The sequence below is a fragment of the Acinetobacter sp. 1000160 genome, assembly GCF_000588715.1.
Lineage (GTDB): Bacteria > Pseudomonadota > Gammaproteobacteria > Pseudomonadales > Moraxellaceae > Acinetobacter > Acinetobacter courvalinii.
Window position 1 is genome coordinate 267,472 of the sequence record NZ_JFWP02000004.1, and the last position, 16,980, is coordinate 284,451.

The 16,980-nt window shown below is 45.8% G+C and carries 13 protein-coding genes and 5 tRNA genes; 10 read left to right on the plus strand and 8 right to left on the minus strand.

All coding sequences use genetic code 11. From position 1 onward, the window contains the following. Positions 1-169 precede the first annotated feature (169 nt). Positions 170-1,831: an energy-dependent translational throttle protein EttA gene (gene ettA, locus J699_RS08560; protein WP_004776096.1), complete on the plus strand. Its 1,662-nt coding sequence runs from the start codon at positions 170-172 to the stop codon at positions 1,829-1,831. Between the two features lie 100 nt (positions 1,832-1,931). Here ettA and J699_RS08555 read toward each other — a convergent pair whose 3' ends face one another. Continuing rightward, a complete protein-coding gene (locus J699_RS08555; protein ID WP_005282638.1) occupies positions 1,932-2,624 on the minus strand; it encodes a hypothetical protein in 693 nt (230 codons plus the stop codon). A gap of 147 nt (positions 2,625-2,771) precedes the next feature. Here J699_RS08555 and J699_RS08550 point away from each other — a divergent pair, with 147 nt between their 5' ends. The 7 genes from J699_RS08550 to J699_RS08520 all read left to right on the plus strand — a co-directional run bounded on the left by J699_RS08550 (position 2,772) and on the right by J699_RS08520 (position 11,211). Beyond that, a complete protein-coding gene (locus J699_RS08550) occupies positions 2,772-3,170 on the plus strand; it encodes a cation efflux protein, CzcI-like (RefSeq protein WP_212771457.1) in 399 nt (132 codons plus the stop codon). Positions 3,171-3,333: 163 nt separating this feature from the next. After that, on the plus strand, positions 3,334-3,582 hold the full coding sequence (locus J699_RS08545) for a hypothetical protein (protein ID WP_131224142.1): 249 nt from the start codon (positions 3,334-3,336) through the stop codon (positions 3,580-3,582). A gap of 180 nt (positions 3,583-3,762) precedes the next feature. Continuing rightward, the gene (locus tag J699_RS08540; protein ID WP_212750250.1) at positions 3,763-4,161 is read left to right on the plus strand and encodes a cation efflux protein, CzcI-like; all 399 of its coding nucleotides are present in this window, start codon (positions 3,763-3,765) and stop codon (positions 4,159-4,161) included. Between the two features lie 53 nt (positions 4,162-4,214). Next, on the plus strand, positions 4,215-5,636 hold the full coding sequence (locus tag J699_RS08535) for a TolC family protein (RefSeq protein ID WP_032868537.1): 1,422 nt from the start codon (positions 4,215-4,217) through the stop codon (positions 5,634-5,636). Further along, positions 5,636-6,862, plus strand: a complete 1,227-nt coding sequence (locus tag J699_RS08530; RefSeq protein ID WP_032868538.1) for an efflux RND transporter periplasmic adaptor subunit — start codon at positions 5,636-5,638, stop codon at positions 6,860-6,862. Before J699_RS08535 ends, J699_RS08530 begins: the two co-directional genes overlap by 1 nt. Beyond that, the gene (locus tag J699_RS08525) at positions 6,852-10,001 is read left to right on the plus strand and encodes an efflux RND transporter permease subunit (protein ID WP_032868539.1); all 3,150 of its coding nucleotides are present in this window, start codon (positions 6,852-6,854) and stop codon (positions 9,999-10,001) included. The genes J699_RS08530 and J699_RS08525 overlap by 11 nt, the downstream gene beginning before the upstream one ends. A gap of 265 nt (positions 10,002-10,266) precedes the next feature. Continuing rightward, the gene (locus J699_RS08520) at positions 10,267-11,211 is read left to right on the plus strand and encodes a cation diffusion facilitator family transporter (protein ID WP_009506611.1); all 945 of its coding nucleotides are present in this window, start codon (positions 10,267-10,269) and stop codon (positions 11,209-11,211) included. 30 nt (positions 11,212-11,241) lie between these two features. Here J699_RS08520 and J699_RS08515 read toward each other — a convergent pair whose 3' ends face one another. Next, a complete protein-coding gene (locus tag J699_RS08515) occupies positions 11,242-11,580 on the minus strand; it encodes a hypothetical protein (protein WP_005227693.1) in 339 nt (112 codons plus the stop codon). A 230-nt stretch (positions 11,581-11,810) separates the two neighbouring features. Between J699_RS08515 and J699_RS08510 the strand changes: the two genes are divergently transcribed. Both J699_RS08510 and J699_RS08505 read left to right on the plus strand, forming a co-directional pair. Beyond that, entirely contained in the window at positions 11,811-13,430 is a 1,620-nt protein-coding gene (locus J699_RS08510; protein ID WP_032882831.1) for a hypothetical protein, read from the plus strand. 172 nt (positions 13,431-13,602) lie between these two features. Continuing rightward, positions 13,603-14,556, plus strand: a complete 954-nt coding sequence (locus J699_RS08505) for a hypothetical protein (RefSeq protein ID WP_005282654.1) — start codon at positions 13,603-13,605, stop codon at positions 14,554-14,556. A 38-nt stretch (positions 14,557-14,594) separates the two neighbouring features. On the opposite strand, the gene J699_RS08500 is transcribed toward J699_RS08505, so the two are convergent. The 6 genes from J699_RS08500 to J699_RS08475 all read right to left on the minus strand — a co-directional run bounded on the left by J699_RS08500 (position 14,595) and on the right by J699_RS08475 (position 16,959). Next, positions 14,595-14,670 (minus strand) — tRNA-Glu (locus J699_RS08500). Positions 14,671-14,767: 97 nt separating this feature from the next. Further along, positions 14,768-14,843: transfer RNA gene (locus J699_RS08495), tRNA-Glu, on the minus strand. A 97-nt stretch (positions 14,844-14,940) separates the two neighbouring features. After that, positions 14,941-15,016 (minus strand) — tRNA-Glu (locus tag J699_RS08490). Between the two features lie 211 nt (positions 15,017-15,227). Further along, positions 15,228-16,634, minus strand: coding sequence for an amino acid permease (locus tag J699_RS08485; protein ID WP_005227689.1), 1,407 nt, complete (start codon positions 16,632-16,634; stop codon positions 15,228-15,230). A gap of 111 nt (positions 16,635-16,745) precedes the next feature. Further along, positions 16,746-16,821, minus strand: a tRNA-Glu gene (locus tag J699_RS08480). 62 nt (positions 16,822-16,883) lie between these two features. Beyond that, positions 16,884-16,959: transfer RNA gene (locus J699_RS08475), tRNA-Ala, on the minus strand. Between the last annotated feature and the right edge of the window lie 21 nt (positions 16,960-16,980).

The window sequence follows — 16,980 nt, forward strand, 5'->3', positions numbered from 1 at the left end:
TTATCTGCTGTAAATCATTCAAGCCTGTAATGTCTTGAAAAAGAAAATCCTTTGTTGAAGCCAAACAAATGTCAACTTAACTTCAAGTCAAGGGGGTTTCAGCGTATAATATGCCAGATATTTTTTCGCTTATTTGCGATGTACTGGTTTTTCAATTGAGGAGTCCTGCGTGGCCCAATATATTTATACGATGAACCGAGTGTCTAAAATGGTTCCGCCGAAGCGCGAAATCTTAAAAGACATCTCTTTATCATTTTTCCCAGGCGCAAAGATTGGTGTGCTTGGTTTGAACGGTGCAGGTAAGTCAACCCTTCTCCGTATTATGGCTGGGGTAGATAAAGATTTCTCAGGTGAAGCTCGTGCACAACCAGGAATCAAAATCGGTTACTTAGAACAAGAGCCACCACTTGATCCGACCAAAGACGTTCGTGGTAACGTTGAAGATGGTGTACGTGAAGCACTTGACGCTTTAGAACGTCTTGACCAGGTTTTTGCTGAATATGCTGAACCGGATGCGGATTTTGATGCACTTGCGAAAGAGCAAGAAAAATTGGAATCCATCATCCATGCATGGGATGCACATAACCTCAATAACCAGCTTGAAATTGCTGCGGATGCATTGAACCTTCCAGCATGGGATGCTGATGTATCCTTGCTTTCAGGTGGTGAGCGTCGTCGTGTTGCATTGTGCCGTTTATTGCTTTCCAAGCCAGACATGTTGCTTCTCGACGAACCGACCAACCATTTGGATGCTGAATCAGTATCTTGGTTAGAACGTTTCTTGAAAGATTTCCCTGGCACCATCGTTGCGATTACGCATGACCGTTATTTCTTGGATAACGTGGCTGAGTGGATTCTTGAACTTGACCGTGGACATGGTATTCCTTACCAAGGTAACTATTCTTCTTGGTTGGAACAAAAGAATGCCCGTCTAGAGCAGGAACAGAAACAAGAAGAATCTTTTGCTAAAGCATTGAAAAAAGAACTTGAATGGGTTCGTTCAAATGCCAAAGGCCAGCAAAAGAAAAACAAAGCGCGTATGGAACGTTTTGAAGAGCTTAACTCTAAAGAATTCCAGCAACGTAATGAAACCTCTGAAATCTACATTCCACCTGGCCCACGTCTGGGTAACAAGGTTGTGGAAGTGGAAGGGATCAGTAAATCATTCGATGGTCGCTTACTCTATGAAAACCTGACGTTCACTGTACCGCCTACAGCGATCGTGGGTATTGTTGGTCCAAACGGTGCGGGTAAAACGACTTTATTCCGTATGATGACGGGCGAACAGCAACCGGATACCGGTACTGTGACTTTAGGTGAGTCAGTTAAAGTGGCTTACGTGGGTCAGATTCGTGACACCTTGGATAACAACAAAACCGTTTGGGAAGAAGTTTCTGGCGGTTTAGATATCCTGAAAATCGGTGATTACGAAATTGCATCACGTGCTTATATCGGTCGCTTTAACTTTAAAGGCCAAGATCAGCAAAAACGTGTAGGTGAATTGTCGGGTGGTGAGCGTAACCGCTTACAACTTGCCAAGATCTTGCAGATGGGCGCAAACGTGATCTTGCTGGATGAGCCATCGAACGACTTGGATATCGAAACCTTACGTGCACTTGAGGATGCCATTCTGGTATTCCCGGGTACCGTCATGGTGGTATCGCATGACCGTTGGTTCCTTGATCGTATTGCAACGCACATCTTGTCATTTGAGAACGAACAGCCAGAATTCTACACAGGTAACTATGCAGAATACGAAGCTTACCGTCAGTCACGTTTAGGTGATGATGCATCTCAAAAACGCACCAAATACAAAAAAATTACCGGTTAATTTCGGGTAAAGCAAAAAACCAGCCTCCGGGCTGGTTTTTTATGTTCATTAAAAGTTGAGTGGATCAGCAGGGTATATAAAAAAAGCCAATGCTCGACGTTTAATTATTAAACTCACCCCGTAAATCGGCCCACATCAATGATGGAACCACAGTAATCACATCGAAAGTCATGGCAAATGGATACAGCACCATGCGGGTGGCTTTTTTAACAGGATGCTTTTTGGTAATTTTATTTTCCTGTTGCAGGATAATTGGATAAGGCTGTGCTAAGGTTTTCTGGATCTTGCGCGCTTCCGGTGCTTGATAGAGCTGGCCTTTAAAGAAAATATTGATATACGGATAAGGCGCGGTTTGCTGGTTATAAATGGTATTGAAATTCTGTCTAAAGCCCAGGGATTTTAACAGGTCCTTTTGTGTGTCATTCAAATCGACCATTCGCGTGTTATAGCGAATCTGTAACACACCCTGAAAATGACTTGGATCATCCATGGTCAGTACCAATGGGGAAGGGCTGGTCAGACTGCGTTGATCTGCTGGAATTGCATGTAGCAGTTTGGATAGCTCGGCGCTCCCGTCGGTCATTAGATAACTGAAATCCTTACCTACAAATACAATACCTTGTGCCTGCTGGTTCTGAACAGCTTGCCCTATGGCAATGATTTGATCTTTTGCTAAAGTCACTGTTTCGGTTCTTGTGGTTTCGTTCGGAAGTGCCTGTGACAGCAATGTCGTGGCACAGCCACTCAAATTTAGACAGGCGATTGCGATGAGGGCGGAACATAGTTTATGCATGGCAGGAACTCAAATCTGAAATTCATTTTTCTAAAGAAAAAACTTTTTTAAATCAGTCATAAATTGACCAAAAATTGTTTTGTAATTTTATTACATCGGCATCGCTTGCTATAGTGGCTTTATGCAATTTACTGTAAGGGTGTGCTGTTGCAACGTCCGCTGATTTTTATGACCCTGCTGTTAAGCTTGTTCATGTTCCAAGGTTTCTGGAATGTGGCAGCGGCTTTCTGCGCGCATGAAAAGTCGGGCCAGTACAGTGAGCTCAAGCATTTTGGGCATCATGCCCCTGAAAAGCGTCATGTTTCCGCAACGCATTCAGCTTCTGCTATTGAAGCGGATAAGGATGTCGCCGCCTCTTTAAACTTGCAAGATCATCATGATCATTTACCGTCCTGTTCCTACGTGATGGTGATGCAAACACAGCAGCAGTGGCATGCCCCTGTTGTACGGATCCATGAAATCGAGCACAACTATCACTGGTCTAACGCTTCCCATTCCCCGCATTTATCCGGATTAAACCCGCCTCCGATATTGACCTCGCTATAAGTGAGGTAGCCTAAAAATAACTCACTGGAAATACATCTATTTCAATGGGTTATTTGTCCTTAATCAAACGCTTGGCAAATTTGAACTTGTCTCGATAAATCGTAGCTTCTTGAGTTCTTCAGAATTTTTAGAATAGCGGTTTGGAATCAGGTGTTTATTGAAGATGAATTCACCCACATTCCATTTCTTAATGCTGGAAATGGAACATGAATCAACAGATTTAAATCAGGTGAATGTTATGTCTTTTAAATTAAATACAGTGCTATGTTTTTTGGTTTTATTCGTTTCAGCAAGCTGGGCCAATGCCGATGGTGGTTTGATTTTTCTGGAAAAGAATCTTAACTCTCAGCAACAGGCCAAGGCCAAGCTTGAACAGACGCTTGAGCACAAGCATCATCAAAAGTGTAAATAATTTAGTTTAAACTGGAGGGAAACGGCTGAATGAGCAGGGCCGTTTCCTATTTTAAACCTTTATCGTAGTCTGCTTTGATCTTAAGCTGGGATTTTGTAGCGAAATCCAGACATGTAATTTTATTACATCTGCTTTACTTGCTATAGTTCATCCGAGCAATTTTTGTCTAAAGAGTAAACTTTGCATCGTTCCGCGATTTTCATCACCGTCTTGCTGAGTTTGTTCATGTTTCAGGGTTTCTGGAATGTGGCGGCCGCTTTTTGTGCGCATGAAAAGTCAGGCGAGTATAGTTCACTCAATCATTTTGGACATCATGTTCCGGAAAAGTCCCAAGTTTCTGCCCAGCCTACCATTGCGGTTGATCAGGACGCTTCTGATTTACCCATGCCCTTAAGTTTGCAAGATCATCATGATCACTTGCCTTCCTGCTTTCATGTGGTGGTGACCGAAGCCCAGCAACAACTGGATCAACCGGTTTTAGGGATGCATCAGGCAGAACAAAAATATTACTGGTCCAACTCCTATCAGTCCCCCCATCTCTCTGGATTAAATCCGCCCCCTGTATTGACCCCGCTATAGGTGGGGTAGCCGAAAAATAGCCCACCGCAACCTTATTATTTGCGGGGCTTTATATGTCTTTAAATTTAAATCAGCGTATCCATGCATTTCAGAACAATGCATCAAATTCTCATGCGCATCCATCGTCATTGAAATGGTCGGCCTTGGCAATTGCGCTAACGGCTGTGCTTTTTAGTCAAGCTGTAGCAGCAGAGTCCTTGCTAGATGCAAATCATGCTTCGACCCAAGCGCTGCAACGGCAGCTAAATTTTGAACAAATCCTGCAAGATGTGAAACAGCATCAGGCCGGTATCGGTGTCTGGCAAACCCAGCAAAGCATTGCCGAGGCCAATGTAAAACAGGCCGGTTTATGGACAAATCCAAGTGTTTCGATTCAGCAAACCGAGTTCCGCTCAGGTAAAGATAAAGAACTGGAATTTGGTCTTTCACAAAAACTCGATGTGTTTGGTGAACGCCGTGCGGCAGTGAAACTCGCTGATGTACAAGCGACTCAGGTCGGTCTTAATCAAGCTTTATACGATGCCCAACTTGAACTCGCGGTGAAATATCTGTGGTCGCAAGTGGTGGTTCTTGAGCTAGAGCACGATGTGGTTCAGGCACAATTAAAAACCAGTCAGGCGACCCTGGACGCAACACGCTTACGACTCAAGGCAGGCAGTATTGCGCAGGTCGATCTAGACCGTACCCTAATGGCACATATTGAAAATCAGCGTTTATTCCAGCAAACCGAATTGGCGCTGGCGACAGCAAAACGCCAACTGGCCAATTTATGGGGCAGTACGGACAACCGCTTCTCTGCGCAGGCAAGCAATGTCTGGCCGCAGCAACAGGATTTGCAAAGCTATATGCAGAATAATTTATTCGAGCGCGCGATCCAGCTCGATATCGCACGGCAAAAGGCCAATATTGACTATTTAAAGGTGTCGAATCGCCCGAATCCGACCGTTAATTTAGGCATGGTGCAAAGTAAAACAGCAGACACCAACTCGACTGACAACAAGTTACGGGTAGGTATCGAGATTCCGTTAAATATTTTTAATCGTCAGCAATATTCATTACGCATTGCCAATGCCAAACAAGATTTGCTGGTTAAGCAGCAACAGTTCTATAAGCAACAAAACTTGAATGTGATCCAGACCTTAACTGCAGAGTTGGCAGGATTGAAACAACAGTTCGATTTAGTCAATCAACGACAAATTCCATTATCTGAAACCGTACAAGAGAAAATGCTGCTCGGTTTTAAGGTCGGTAAATATGCCATTACCGATGTGCAGCAAGCCACCATGCAATTGCAAGAGCAACGCTTAAATAAAGTCCAGTTACTTAAAAGTGCATGGCGGAAACAGATTGAGGCAGAGAGTTTAGCACTCGGAATTGAACCGAGTATGGTGAGTTCAAGTGATGCCTTAAACCAGATCAATCAGACCCTGTGGAAAGAGACCAATAACCTTCCCACTGTTGTAGGAGCAGAATAATGTCGACGAATCAATCTAAGAAACAGTGGTTTTGGGTCATCCTTGTTGTGGTGGCTGGTCTGATATTGAGTGCATTGCTCTTTTTTACAGGGAAAAACAAAACCAGTCGTGATACTGCTACGGTTGATAGCCATGGTGAAGAAGGACATGCTGAAGATGAAGCTGGTCATGACAGTGAAACTGAGGAAGGCAGTTTAAACCTGACGCCAAAACAGATGGCGGAATACGGCGTGAAACTGGCTCAGGTAGGTGTCGGAGAAGTATCGCAGCAATATGCCTATCCTGCCAAGCTGGTACCGAATACCGATCAACAAGCGCATGTATCTGCAACTTTTGCCGGACGGGTGGAAAGTGTCAATGCAGCACTGGGCGAGCAGGTGAAGAAGGGGCAGGTACTTGCTACCCTGTTTATTCCGGATCTGGTCGATCAACAAGCCAATTTAAGTATTGCACAGGAAGCCTTGACCCTGGCGCAGCAAGATTATCAGCGTGAAAAGCAACTCTGGGAACAGGGCGTGTCTGCACGTCAGGATTATCAGCGGGCTTATAATGCGTATCGTCAGGCCCAGATTCAGGTGCAAGCCGCACGCAGCCGTTTATCTGCTTTAGGTGCATCTACAGGGAGTCAGGGGCGCTATGTGCTGACCGCACCGTTAAGCGGAATCGTGAGTCTGAAAGATATCGTGGTGGGCGAGCAGATTACCCCGGATAAACAATTGTTCGTGATTGATCAGCTGGATCAGCTCTGGATTGAATTTATCTTACCAAGTGTCAATAACATCAATGTCCAGCCGGATCAGCAGATCGAGTTTAAGTCGCTGCAAACCAGCAATACCTTTAAGGCGCAAATTCAGACCTTAACCACAGCGGCCGATACTCAAACCGGTCGTTTGCAAGTACGTGCCAAAGTCCTGACACCGGCTAAAGAACTACGACCTAACTTGATGGTCAATGTGCTGTTAGAAGGCACAGACAAGAAACCTGTGCTACGCGTTGCCAAAGCGGCGATTCAGCAGATTGAAGGCAAAGCCACGGTTTTTGTAGCCAAGCAAGAAAAAGATCAGCTGCATTTTACCCCTACACCAGTCCAGCTGGGCAATTACTCCAGTGATGGACAGTGGGTAGAAATCCGGTCTGGTCTGACTGAAAAACAGCAGTATGTCAGTCAGGGCAGTTTCCTTCTGAAATCGGAGATGGAGAAGGGAGAGGCTGAGCATGGACACTAAGGAGAATGTAGGGCTTCCCCCTGCGGAAGGCCTGTTTGACCGTATTATTCAATTTTCCATACGCAATGCGATTTGGGTGATGCTATTTGTGGTGGCCTGGATTGGGGTCGGGATTTATAGCTATCAGAAGCTTTCGATTGATGCCGTCCCCGACATTACCAATGTTCAGGTGCAAATTAACAGTCAGGCAGGCGGATTCACGGCCCCTGAAGTTGAGCAACGGATTACCTATCCAATTGAAAATGCGATGTCGGGTATTCCAAATCTGGAGCAAACCCGCTCAATTTCCCGTTATGGCCTGTCACAGGTTACGGTGATTTTTAAAGATGGCACCGATATCTATTGGGCGCGTCAGCTGATCAACCAGCGTTTACAGGAAGCCAAGAGTGCTTTGCCTGATGATATTGATCCGCAAATGTCACCGATCTCCACAGGTCTGGGTGAGATCTATCAATGGGTGATCAAGGCGGAACCGAATGCTAAAAAGGCAGATGGCACGCCGTATCAAGCCATGGACCTGCGTGAAATTCAGGACTGGATTGTTCGTCCTCAATTGCAACGTGTGCCCGGTGTCGCCGAAATCAACAGTATTGGAGGGTATAACAAGACCTATGTGGTTGCTCCGGATCTGAAACGTTTGCAACAACTGCAAATTCCGTTAACTGACTTGCAAACGGTATTGTCTGAAAACAATGAAAACCGTGGTGCAGGTTTTATTGAAGAAAATGGGCAGCAACTGACGGTTCGTATCCCGGGGATGCTCAAGACCGTACAGGATATCGAAAATATTACGGTCAGTACCAAAAACGGTTTACCGATCCGTGTGGCCGATGTGGCAACAGTGTCGATTGGCCATGATCTCAGAACCGGTGGTGCAACCTATAACGGTGAAGAAACGGTACTGGGGATTGCCATGATGATGATGGGCGAGAACAGTAAATCTATCGCTCAGGCCTTAGATAGCAAGATGCAGGAAATCAAGCGCTCATTGCCAGAAGGCGTGGTGGTTGAAACGGTTTATAACCGGAGTGATCTGGTGGATAAAGCCATTAAGACGGTGGCCAAAAACCTGATTGAAGGCGCAATTCTGGTGATCGTGATCCTGTTTGTGTTCCTCGGCAATTTCCGAGCTGCATTGATCACTGCCTGTATTATTCCGTTGTCGATGCTGTTTACCCTGACAGGGATGGCAGAGCAGAAAATCAGTGCCAACCTGATGAGTCTGGGCGCACTGGATTTCGGGATTATCGTGGATGGTGCAGTGGTGATTGTGGAGAACTGTATCCGACGGCTGGCAGAGGCTCAACACCATAAAGGCCGATTGCTGACCCGTTCTGAACGCTTCACCGAAGTATTCCTGGCAGCAAAACAGGCGAGACGTCCGCTGATCTTTGGGCAAATCATCATCATGGTGGTGTACTTGCCGATCTTTGCACTGGCGGGCGTGGAAGCGAAAATGTTCCATCCTATGGCAATGACCGTGGTGCTTGCATTGATTGGAGCCATCATTTTATCGGTGACTTTTGTTCCGGCGGCGGTGGCATTATTTGTCACAGGTGAGGTGAAGGAGAAGGAAAGTCGCTGGATGGCGGCGCTGAAGCGCAATTATGAGGCAATCCTTGATCGAGCGTATGCCTTCCGATATGTCGTACTGGCAGGTGCTGTGACGATTTTAATATTAACGGCTGCGATTGGTACACGAGTAGGGAGTGAATTTGCACCTCAGCTCAGTGAAGGCGATTTTGCGTTACAGTTGATGCGTGCGCCAAGTACGGGGATTGAGGAATCACTCAAGATTCAGGAAAGTGTTGAAAAACAGCTTATGGCAGAATTTCCTGAAATCAAGGCGATCTTTGCCCGTACCGGGACTGCTGAAGTGGCAACCGATGTCATGCCACCGAATATTTCTGATGCAGTGGTGCTGTTAAAGCCTCGTGATCAATGGCCGGATCAATCGGAAACTATTGACGAGCTTCGAACTAAAATGTTGGCCTACGTTGAAAAGATCCCAGGGAATAACAGTGAGTTTTCGCAGCCGATTGAACTCCGTTTCAATGAGTTAATTTCAGGCGTACGGAGTGATATTGGGGTCAAGATCTTTGGTGATGATATGCAGGTGCTGAACCAGGAGGCTGAGAAAGTTGCTCAAACCCTGAGAACCATTCCGGGGGCCAGCGAAGTCAAAGTCGAACAGACCGATGGTTTACCGTTACTCAATGTCGATATTGATCATGCACTGGCTGCGCAATATGGCTTATCGGTCAAATCCATTCAGGATCTGGTGGCTGCCAGTATTGGTGGTCAAAGTGTTGGACAGATTTTACAGGGTGACCGTCGATTTGATTTTGTGGTGCGTTTGGACGATGTCATGCGTACGCCACAGCAATTGGCCATGCTGCCGATTCAATTGCCGAATGGTGGTCTGATCAAGCTGCAAGATGTGGCAAAAGTAGAGAATATCTTAGGTCTGGCACAGGTCAGCCGTGAAAATGGCAAGCGCCGTGTGGTGGTCACCACTAACGTACGTGAACGTGATCTGGGCTCATTCGTGGCTGAGATGCAGCAGAAACTGGTCCAGCAAAAATTACCAAGCGGTTATTGGCTTGGTTATGGCGGGCAATTTGAAAATCTGGCATCGGCAAAAGCCAGAATGCAGATTGTGGTGCCACTGGCATTGCTGATGATCTTTATTTTGCTGATGGCAGTGTTCAATAACTTTAAAGAGAGCTTGCTGGTGTTTAGTGGTGTGCCATTTGCCCTGTCGGGTGGTTTGGTCGCGCTGTGGTTACGCGATATTCCCTTGTCCATGTCGGCAGGTGTGGGCTTTATTGCCCTGTCGGGTGTTGCGGTGTTGAATGGTCTGGTGATGCTGAGCTTTATCAAAGAGTTGAGAGAACAATTTGATATTCATTATGCCACTTGGCATGGTGCGGTATTGCGCTTGCGTCCTGTACTGATGACGGCCTGTGTCGCATCGCTGGGCTTTATCCCCATGGCCATTGCCACAGGTACAGGCGCGGAAGTCCAGCGTCCACTGGCGACGGTGGTAATTGGCGGGATTATTTCTTCGACCTTGCTGACCTTGCTGATTTTGCCGGTGGTTTATCGCTGGATGAATGAAAAGTCCTCTGAACAATAATCAGGCATTTACCAGTGAGGGGATTGGATTTACTTACTTTTGAAGATTCAAAAGTAACAAAAATCCTTTGTTGGTCTGACGGCACTTCCATGATGCCGCAGACCAACAGGCGGCATCCATGCCGCCGCCACGATCGTAAATATAGGTTAGGGATCAGATAGCGAAAGATTTTAGGACAATTCGTTGCACTTCACTCATCATATTCATCGATGATTTGAGATAGTGTAGAAAGAAAGTTGAATTTTAAAATTATAAGGAGTCCAACATGAGTGGACATCAAGGGCATGATCATAGTCATGCAGTCGTTACCGAAGGCAATGCCAAAAAACTTACGATTGCGTTGGTATTGACCACAACATTTCTGATTGTTGAATTTGTTGCCGGTTTAATTACCCAAAGTCTGGCCTTATTGTCTGATGCAGCGCATATGTTTACCGACGCCGCCGCACTGGCGATTGCATTGGTTGCGATCCAGATTGCCAAACGTCCAGCAGACAATAAGCGAACCTTTGGTTATCAACGCTTTGAAATTCTGGCGGCATTGTTTAATGCCTCCATGCTGTTTTTTGTGGCGATGTATATTCTTTACGAAGCTTATCAACGCTTTACACAGCCGCCTGAAATCCAGAGTTTGGGTATGTTGATCGTGGCTTCAATCGGTCTGGTGATTAACCTGATCTCGATGAAGATTTTAATGTCGAGTGCTGCTGAAAGCCTGAATATGAAAGGCGCATATTTAGAAGTATTGAGCGATGCCTTGGGTTCGGTCGGCGTGATTATTGGTGCGGTGATTATTTATTTCACCAACTGGTATTGGGTTGATACCATTATTGCGGTTGCAATCGGTTTCTGGGTCTTGCCAAGAACGTGGATTTTACTCAAACAGAGTATCAATATCCTGTTGGAAGGTGTGCCTGAAGAGGTTGATGTCGAGAAACTACGCAATGACTTGCTGGCACTCGATGGTGTGGAAAGCATTCACCAGTTGAAAGTCTGGGCGATTACCTCCAAGAATATTCATCTGACGGTGCATCTGTTTGCACCCAAGGCGGATCGTAATCAGTTACATCGGACTGCCACAGAAATGCTGTCACATGAACATGGTATTGCCGAAGTGACCTTGCAAATTGAAGATGATGCAGAGATGAACTGCCAGCATACGCATCAACATGCTGACCATGAAGCACATGACCATTCACATCAGCATTAAGCTGATGTGAATCTTACTGCTGTTACCGGATTAATTCTGCCATTCATGATTGCAGTCACGGCATTTCCAATGTTTTTGCGCTTGCATAAACGCCTGCATTGAAATTTTGAAATCGGGTAGATCACGCCAGAATAAAACTCCTGCAATCACACAGACTGCAAAAACCACAACCGTCGCGATTTGCAGGCTTTGTCCTGCACCATTACCGAAAATCCACATGCCAATGCTGATCAGCACCAAAAACAATAAAATAAAAATTGCAGGCACTAAAAGCACCAGACTTTTTGGCACGTTAGGGCGAGGGCTGTTGGTACCCTGGCTGACAGGCATAATTTTCACGCTTTGACATTTAGGGCAGCGGTATTGCATAAGGATTTCCTATAGTGTTTTGGCTATTTTAGCGAAAATTATGCAAAAGCAAAAATGCTGAGCGTTTCAAATACATAACTTTACTTATTTATGAGTTTATAGCTCTGCGCTAGCCGCAGTGATGAGCTTTGAAAATGTGAGGCTACAGCTCGTCTAAAGCTATTCGCAAAAGCTTCGACAGTCATGTTAATTTGCTGGATGAGTTGGCTGAATAATGCGAAAGGATACGCATGTTACCCACCAAAATTTTAAAGTTACGTTTATCCCGAATCCAGAAGGGAAAACAGCATCTGTCCACACAAGATCAATTGATGCTGGTAACTTCGGAAAACCCTGACCTAAGTGCCAATTTTTTATTGCGGCTTTTTAAATTAACTTTGCCCAAGCAATGGCAATTTCATCACGAGAATGATGAAGATATTTTCTATGCCACCCAATTGATTCAGCTGATTGAAGATGAATTTATTGCTGCCTATAGCACGCATGCACGCAAATATGGCTGGGATGAGCAATGCCTGAGGGATCAGCTTAACTTTATCGTTCCGCAACCGACCCAACAGCAAATCAATAGCTATTTACGTCAGCTGGAGCAATGTCTGGATCAGCCGCCGAAAATTGAGCTACTTCATTATTTTCAGCAGCATTATCCGTGCGCACTGCATGCCAATGCGCTGGCCAAAGCATATGCCGGTGCCGGCCAATATACCCAGGCGATTGAGTATTTTGAATGGGCCGCAGCACAATCATCTCAATTTAATGAAGTGGCTTTTTATGCCTATATTCAATGTTTACTCAAGCGCCATCAGCCCGAATATCAACCTCAGGTCAGTGATATCGAATATGCGCTTGATTTACTCATACGCTATCAGAAACCGATTGATCAAAAAGCCTATCGCATTATCTTGCGGCAAGCGGTGAGCTTGCTGTTGCCAGAATCCATTCTAGATACGCGTGCGACAGCAACCAGTGTAATGGCTGATGCCGGACGCAGCTTAAATGCTTTGGGTAAAACACTGAATAGCTTATGGGGTGGTCGGGAGCATCATCTGCCTTTTAGTCAGGAGGTGATCGCCAGTGCACCACAGCTTTTGACCGAGCAAAGTGCATTGGAAAGTCTGGCGCAGTCCGAAGCAATGCAACATGCTTTACAGCGCTGTCTTGCAACACAGCATGCGGGTGTATTGAGCGATTATCCATCTTTACTTCAATCCTTATGGCAAGTGATGCAACACGATCCAGCAATTCTGGAATTATTGGTGCAGCCCGCTCAATATGATCAATTGATGGAGAGGCTTCAGCAGCGCACATCACAGCGCAAAGATGCAACACGTTCTGAAAATATTCAGCTCATTCTGCAACAGGGCTTGATGGCTTATTTGGGAGAGCTACAGTTGGATAAACAGCATCCACAGCGAGATGCCTTATATACCCAGCGTAATCAGGTGGTTACTGAGATGACTGCTTTTGCCAGATGGTTCTATGCCGACATGTTGTTGCCTGATCTTGAGCAACAGATTCAGTTGTTTCAACAGGTCCATGATTTATGTTTGCCATTGAAAGAAACTGCATTAAGTAGCGGACTGTTTGCATTACAGTTTGAAATGCAACAGCGGGTACAGGATCTTGCAAGCTGGATGCGGCCCAAACTGGAAAAAGGCAACACTTTTGAACTGATGCAGGTGGCGTGGGTGGCCTTGCGAGAATTACCGAATTTTGAGCAGCCATTGGCTCAAGAGAAAGTACAGCAGATTGAGCTGGCATTGGAACAGTATAAACGTATCCGTTTTAGCCAGATACAACACTTACCACCTGTCGACGCGGTCGTACCTGCTCGCAAAGACCCTGATTAATTCATGGGACAAGCGCTAAAGTGGGGGCAGAAATAAATTAAAACTGTGCAACAAAAATACGCAAATTGTCTGGTAGAGCGTGATAATCTACAGAAAAACGGCGAATAAGTTCAGCACGCAGATCGTTGCTCATAAGAAGTGAGCCAGTAGCAAAGGGAAGAGGGAGAGCATCTTGAATCGACAAGATGATAAAAAGGCGATGTTCGATATTATGCCGGCAGATACAGAATTCTCTGCTGTGAAACCATCATTATCACGTCGGCTCATTAATAAGACCTTGCAACATGCACAAGATGCAGTGGAATTTGCCAGTGATACCTCACGCAATATTGCCGGTGTGGCGGATGCGGCGCTGGATGCACTGGATCAGGTAACGCATCATACCAAGCGTGGTGTGGAAGGCATGCGCAATACGGTTCGGGACATGGTCTCGGAAACCAGTGAAGCGGCACGTCAGGTGGCGTTGGCGATGGCAAGGGCTTCTTTGGGCAAAAGTAGTCTGACCCTGTATTTGCCGGAAATGCTGCTGAATAACCAGATACGCAAGCGCATGGATCGCTCTGAAATTGATGATATTAAAATTGAATGCGGCAATGACCGTTTTCATATTGAACTGGATGGGCATTACCGTCGCTTTTTATACCGGCTTTCACTGGAATTTAATGTGTTGGAATGTCGGATCGGTCAGGAAAAATATTTACGCTTACGTCAGGTCGATGAACATCTGGATTTACAGATTCGTCATGGTGGAACCCTGACCAACTGGGCAGCGCGTCGTGTGGGCAATGCCAGTTTTGAACTGATCAATTCCTTACCAATTCCTTTTCTGATTAATCACCTGATTCGTGATGTGCCGGGCATCCAGAAAGAAGGGCATCGCTTATGGTATATCGATCTGGAAGAAGCGGGTTTTATCGACTTCATCAATAACCGCTCATGGATGGTCGATAAACTGTTAAGCCTGACTGATTTTAGTATTTTGCCGGGTTTGAATATCTTGCAGGAAAGTCGTGAACTGGTACAGCAACTGGTGGATCAGTTTGAGATTCGTGGTTTACGCGTGCAATCGGGCCGTCTGGAAGTGCAGGTCGGGATTGGCACGGATTACGAAAATAAAAGCAGATAAGAAAAAAGCCACTGTCAATGCAGTGGCTTTTTAGAATTTGGCGTCCCTACGGGGATTCGAACCCCGGTTACCGCCGTGAAAGGGCGATGTCCTAGGCCTCTAGACGATAGGGACTTATCGGAGGAGATTTACTTACAGAATATGAAACATATCGCGTGTAAGCCTAAATTCTCAGCAAGGATGATTCATCTTTGCCTTTCCTCGAATTTAGTGGCGTCCCTACGGGGATTCGAACCCCGGTTACCGCCGTGAAAGGGCGATGTCCTAGGCCTCTAGACGATAGGGACTTATCGGAGGAGATTTACTTACAGAATATGAAACATATCGCGTGTAAGCCTAAATTCTCAGCAAGGATGATTCATCTTTGCCTTTCCTCGAATTTAGTGGCGTCCCTACGGGGATTCGAACCCCGGTTACCGCCGTGAAAGGGCGATGTCCTAGGCCTCTAGACGATAGGGACGTTTCAGAGGTGGGCGTATATTAGGGTGAATCGGGTGGGGTGTCAAACACTTTTCTCAAGAAAAATTAAAAAAACCAAACAAGTGTTTAAAAATAAAACATATCGAGGAATAAATAATCAAAAATAAGCAGTTAAGCTCAAAATATGAAAAAAAGGGCTTTACTCCAGATATAAAAAATGCAGCTTAAGCTGCATTTTTTATAGGAACGAATTATTGGCGATGACGATAGAAAATGTAATGGCTCACATAACATGCGGCAATAAACAGCAAGCAACCAATAAAACCTGCTTGCATTTCCGGATCGGCTGCCATACTCAGCCCTGTAATCAAACAGAAGATAAAACCCAAGATTGGGACGATCGGGTAAAGCGGCGCAGCAAATTTTAAATCTTTTGCAGTATGTCCGGCCTTGTACCATTGACGTCTGAAGTTAAATTGACTCCAGCAGATACTCATCCACACGATCACCATGGTGAATGCAGCCACCCCAAGTAAATTCTTGAAAATAGTCTCAGGTGCAAAGTGTTCTGATAACAACCCTGGAATTGCACCAAACATGGTGACGACCAGTGCAATGATAGGCGTACCACTCTTTGACAAGCGAGAGAAAACGCTGGGTAGCTGACGCTGATCGGACAAAGACCACATCATACGTGATGCCGCATACAGGCCTGAGTTGGCCGCTGAAAGCAGTGCGGTGATAATCACGAAGCGGATAATATCGTCGGCATAAGGAATACCGATGTAATTAAACACGGTCACGAACGGACTGCTACTCACGCCTTCACCGCCTAAACCTGCCACCTGGAAAGGAAGCAGTGCACTAATCACGATGATGGTACCGACAAAGAAAATCAATAAACGCCAGATTGCGGCATTGATGGCTTTGGGTACATTTTCAGCAGGGTCCTTGGTTTCACCTGCGGCAACACCGATTAACTCGGTGCCCGAGAAAGCAAAGTTCACGATCAGCATGGTGGTGAAGATAGGAATTAAGCCTTGCGGGAACCAGCCATGGGCGGTCAGGTTGTGAAATAGCGGTGCTGATTCATAACCATGGAACGGGATCAGACCAAAAATAGCCATCAAGCCTAAAATAATAAAGGCAATCACGGTCACCACTTTGACCAGCGCTAGCCAGAATTCAGATTCGGCAAACATACGGGTTGAGGTTAAATTCAGACCCAGAATGGTAACGGCAAAGATAATGGTCCAGATCCACATGGAAATATGGGGAAACCATTCCTGCATCAGCAGGGCAGCAGCGGTGAATTCGGTTCCTAAGGTCGCAGTCCAGGTGAGCCAGTACACCCAAGAAATCATGTAACCTGTGCCTGGACCAATATATTTTCGAGCGTATGCACCAAAAGATCCAGCAACAGGCATATGTACTGCAAGTTCACCTAGACAGAGCATGACCATATAGGCAATCAGACCGCCGAGAATATAGGCAATAATTGCACCAATCGGTCCGGTTTGCGCGATAACTTCACCAGAACCTAAAAACAGGCCGGTACCAATTGCGCCGCCTAAAGAAAGCATGACTAAATGGCGGGTGCTCATGGCACGCTTTAGCGTTTTGGGTTCTGTATTCGCATTTGAGTTGGAAGATTGCATACGACAATTTGTCCAAGCATAGAGAAGCGGCTATTTTATGGAAAATTCGAAAATGTGCAATCTGCTTGAGGCAAGATTGTAAGAAAAATATAATTATTATCAGACAGAATATGGCGTCCCTACGGGGATTCGAACCCCGGTTACCGCCGTGAAAGGGCGATGTCCTAGGCCTCTAGACGATAGGGACAGATGAGGCAATACACAAAGATTTGAGCATAGCTGTGCTTCACGCTTCCTATTCGGAAACGGTGGTGGAGCCAAGCAGGATCGAACTGCTGACCTCTACAATGCCATTGTAGCGCTCTACCAACTGAGCTATGACCCCAGAATGTGTGAGCGCAATATT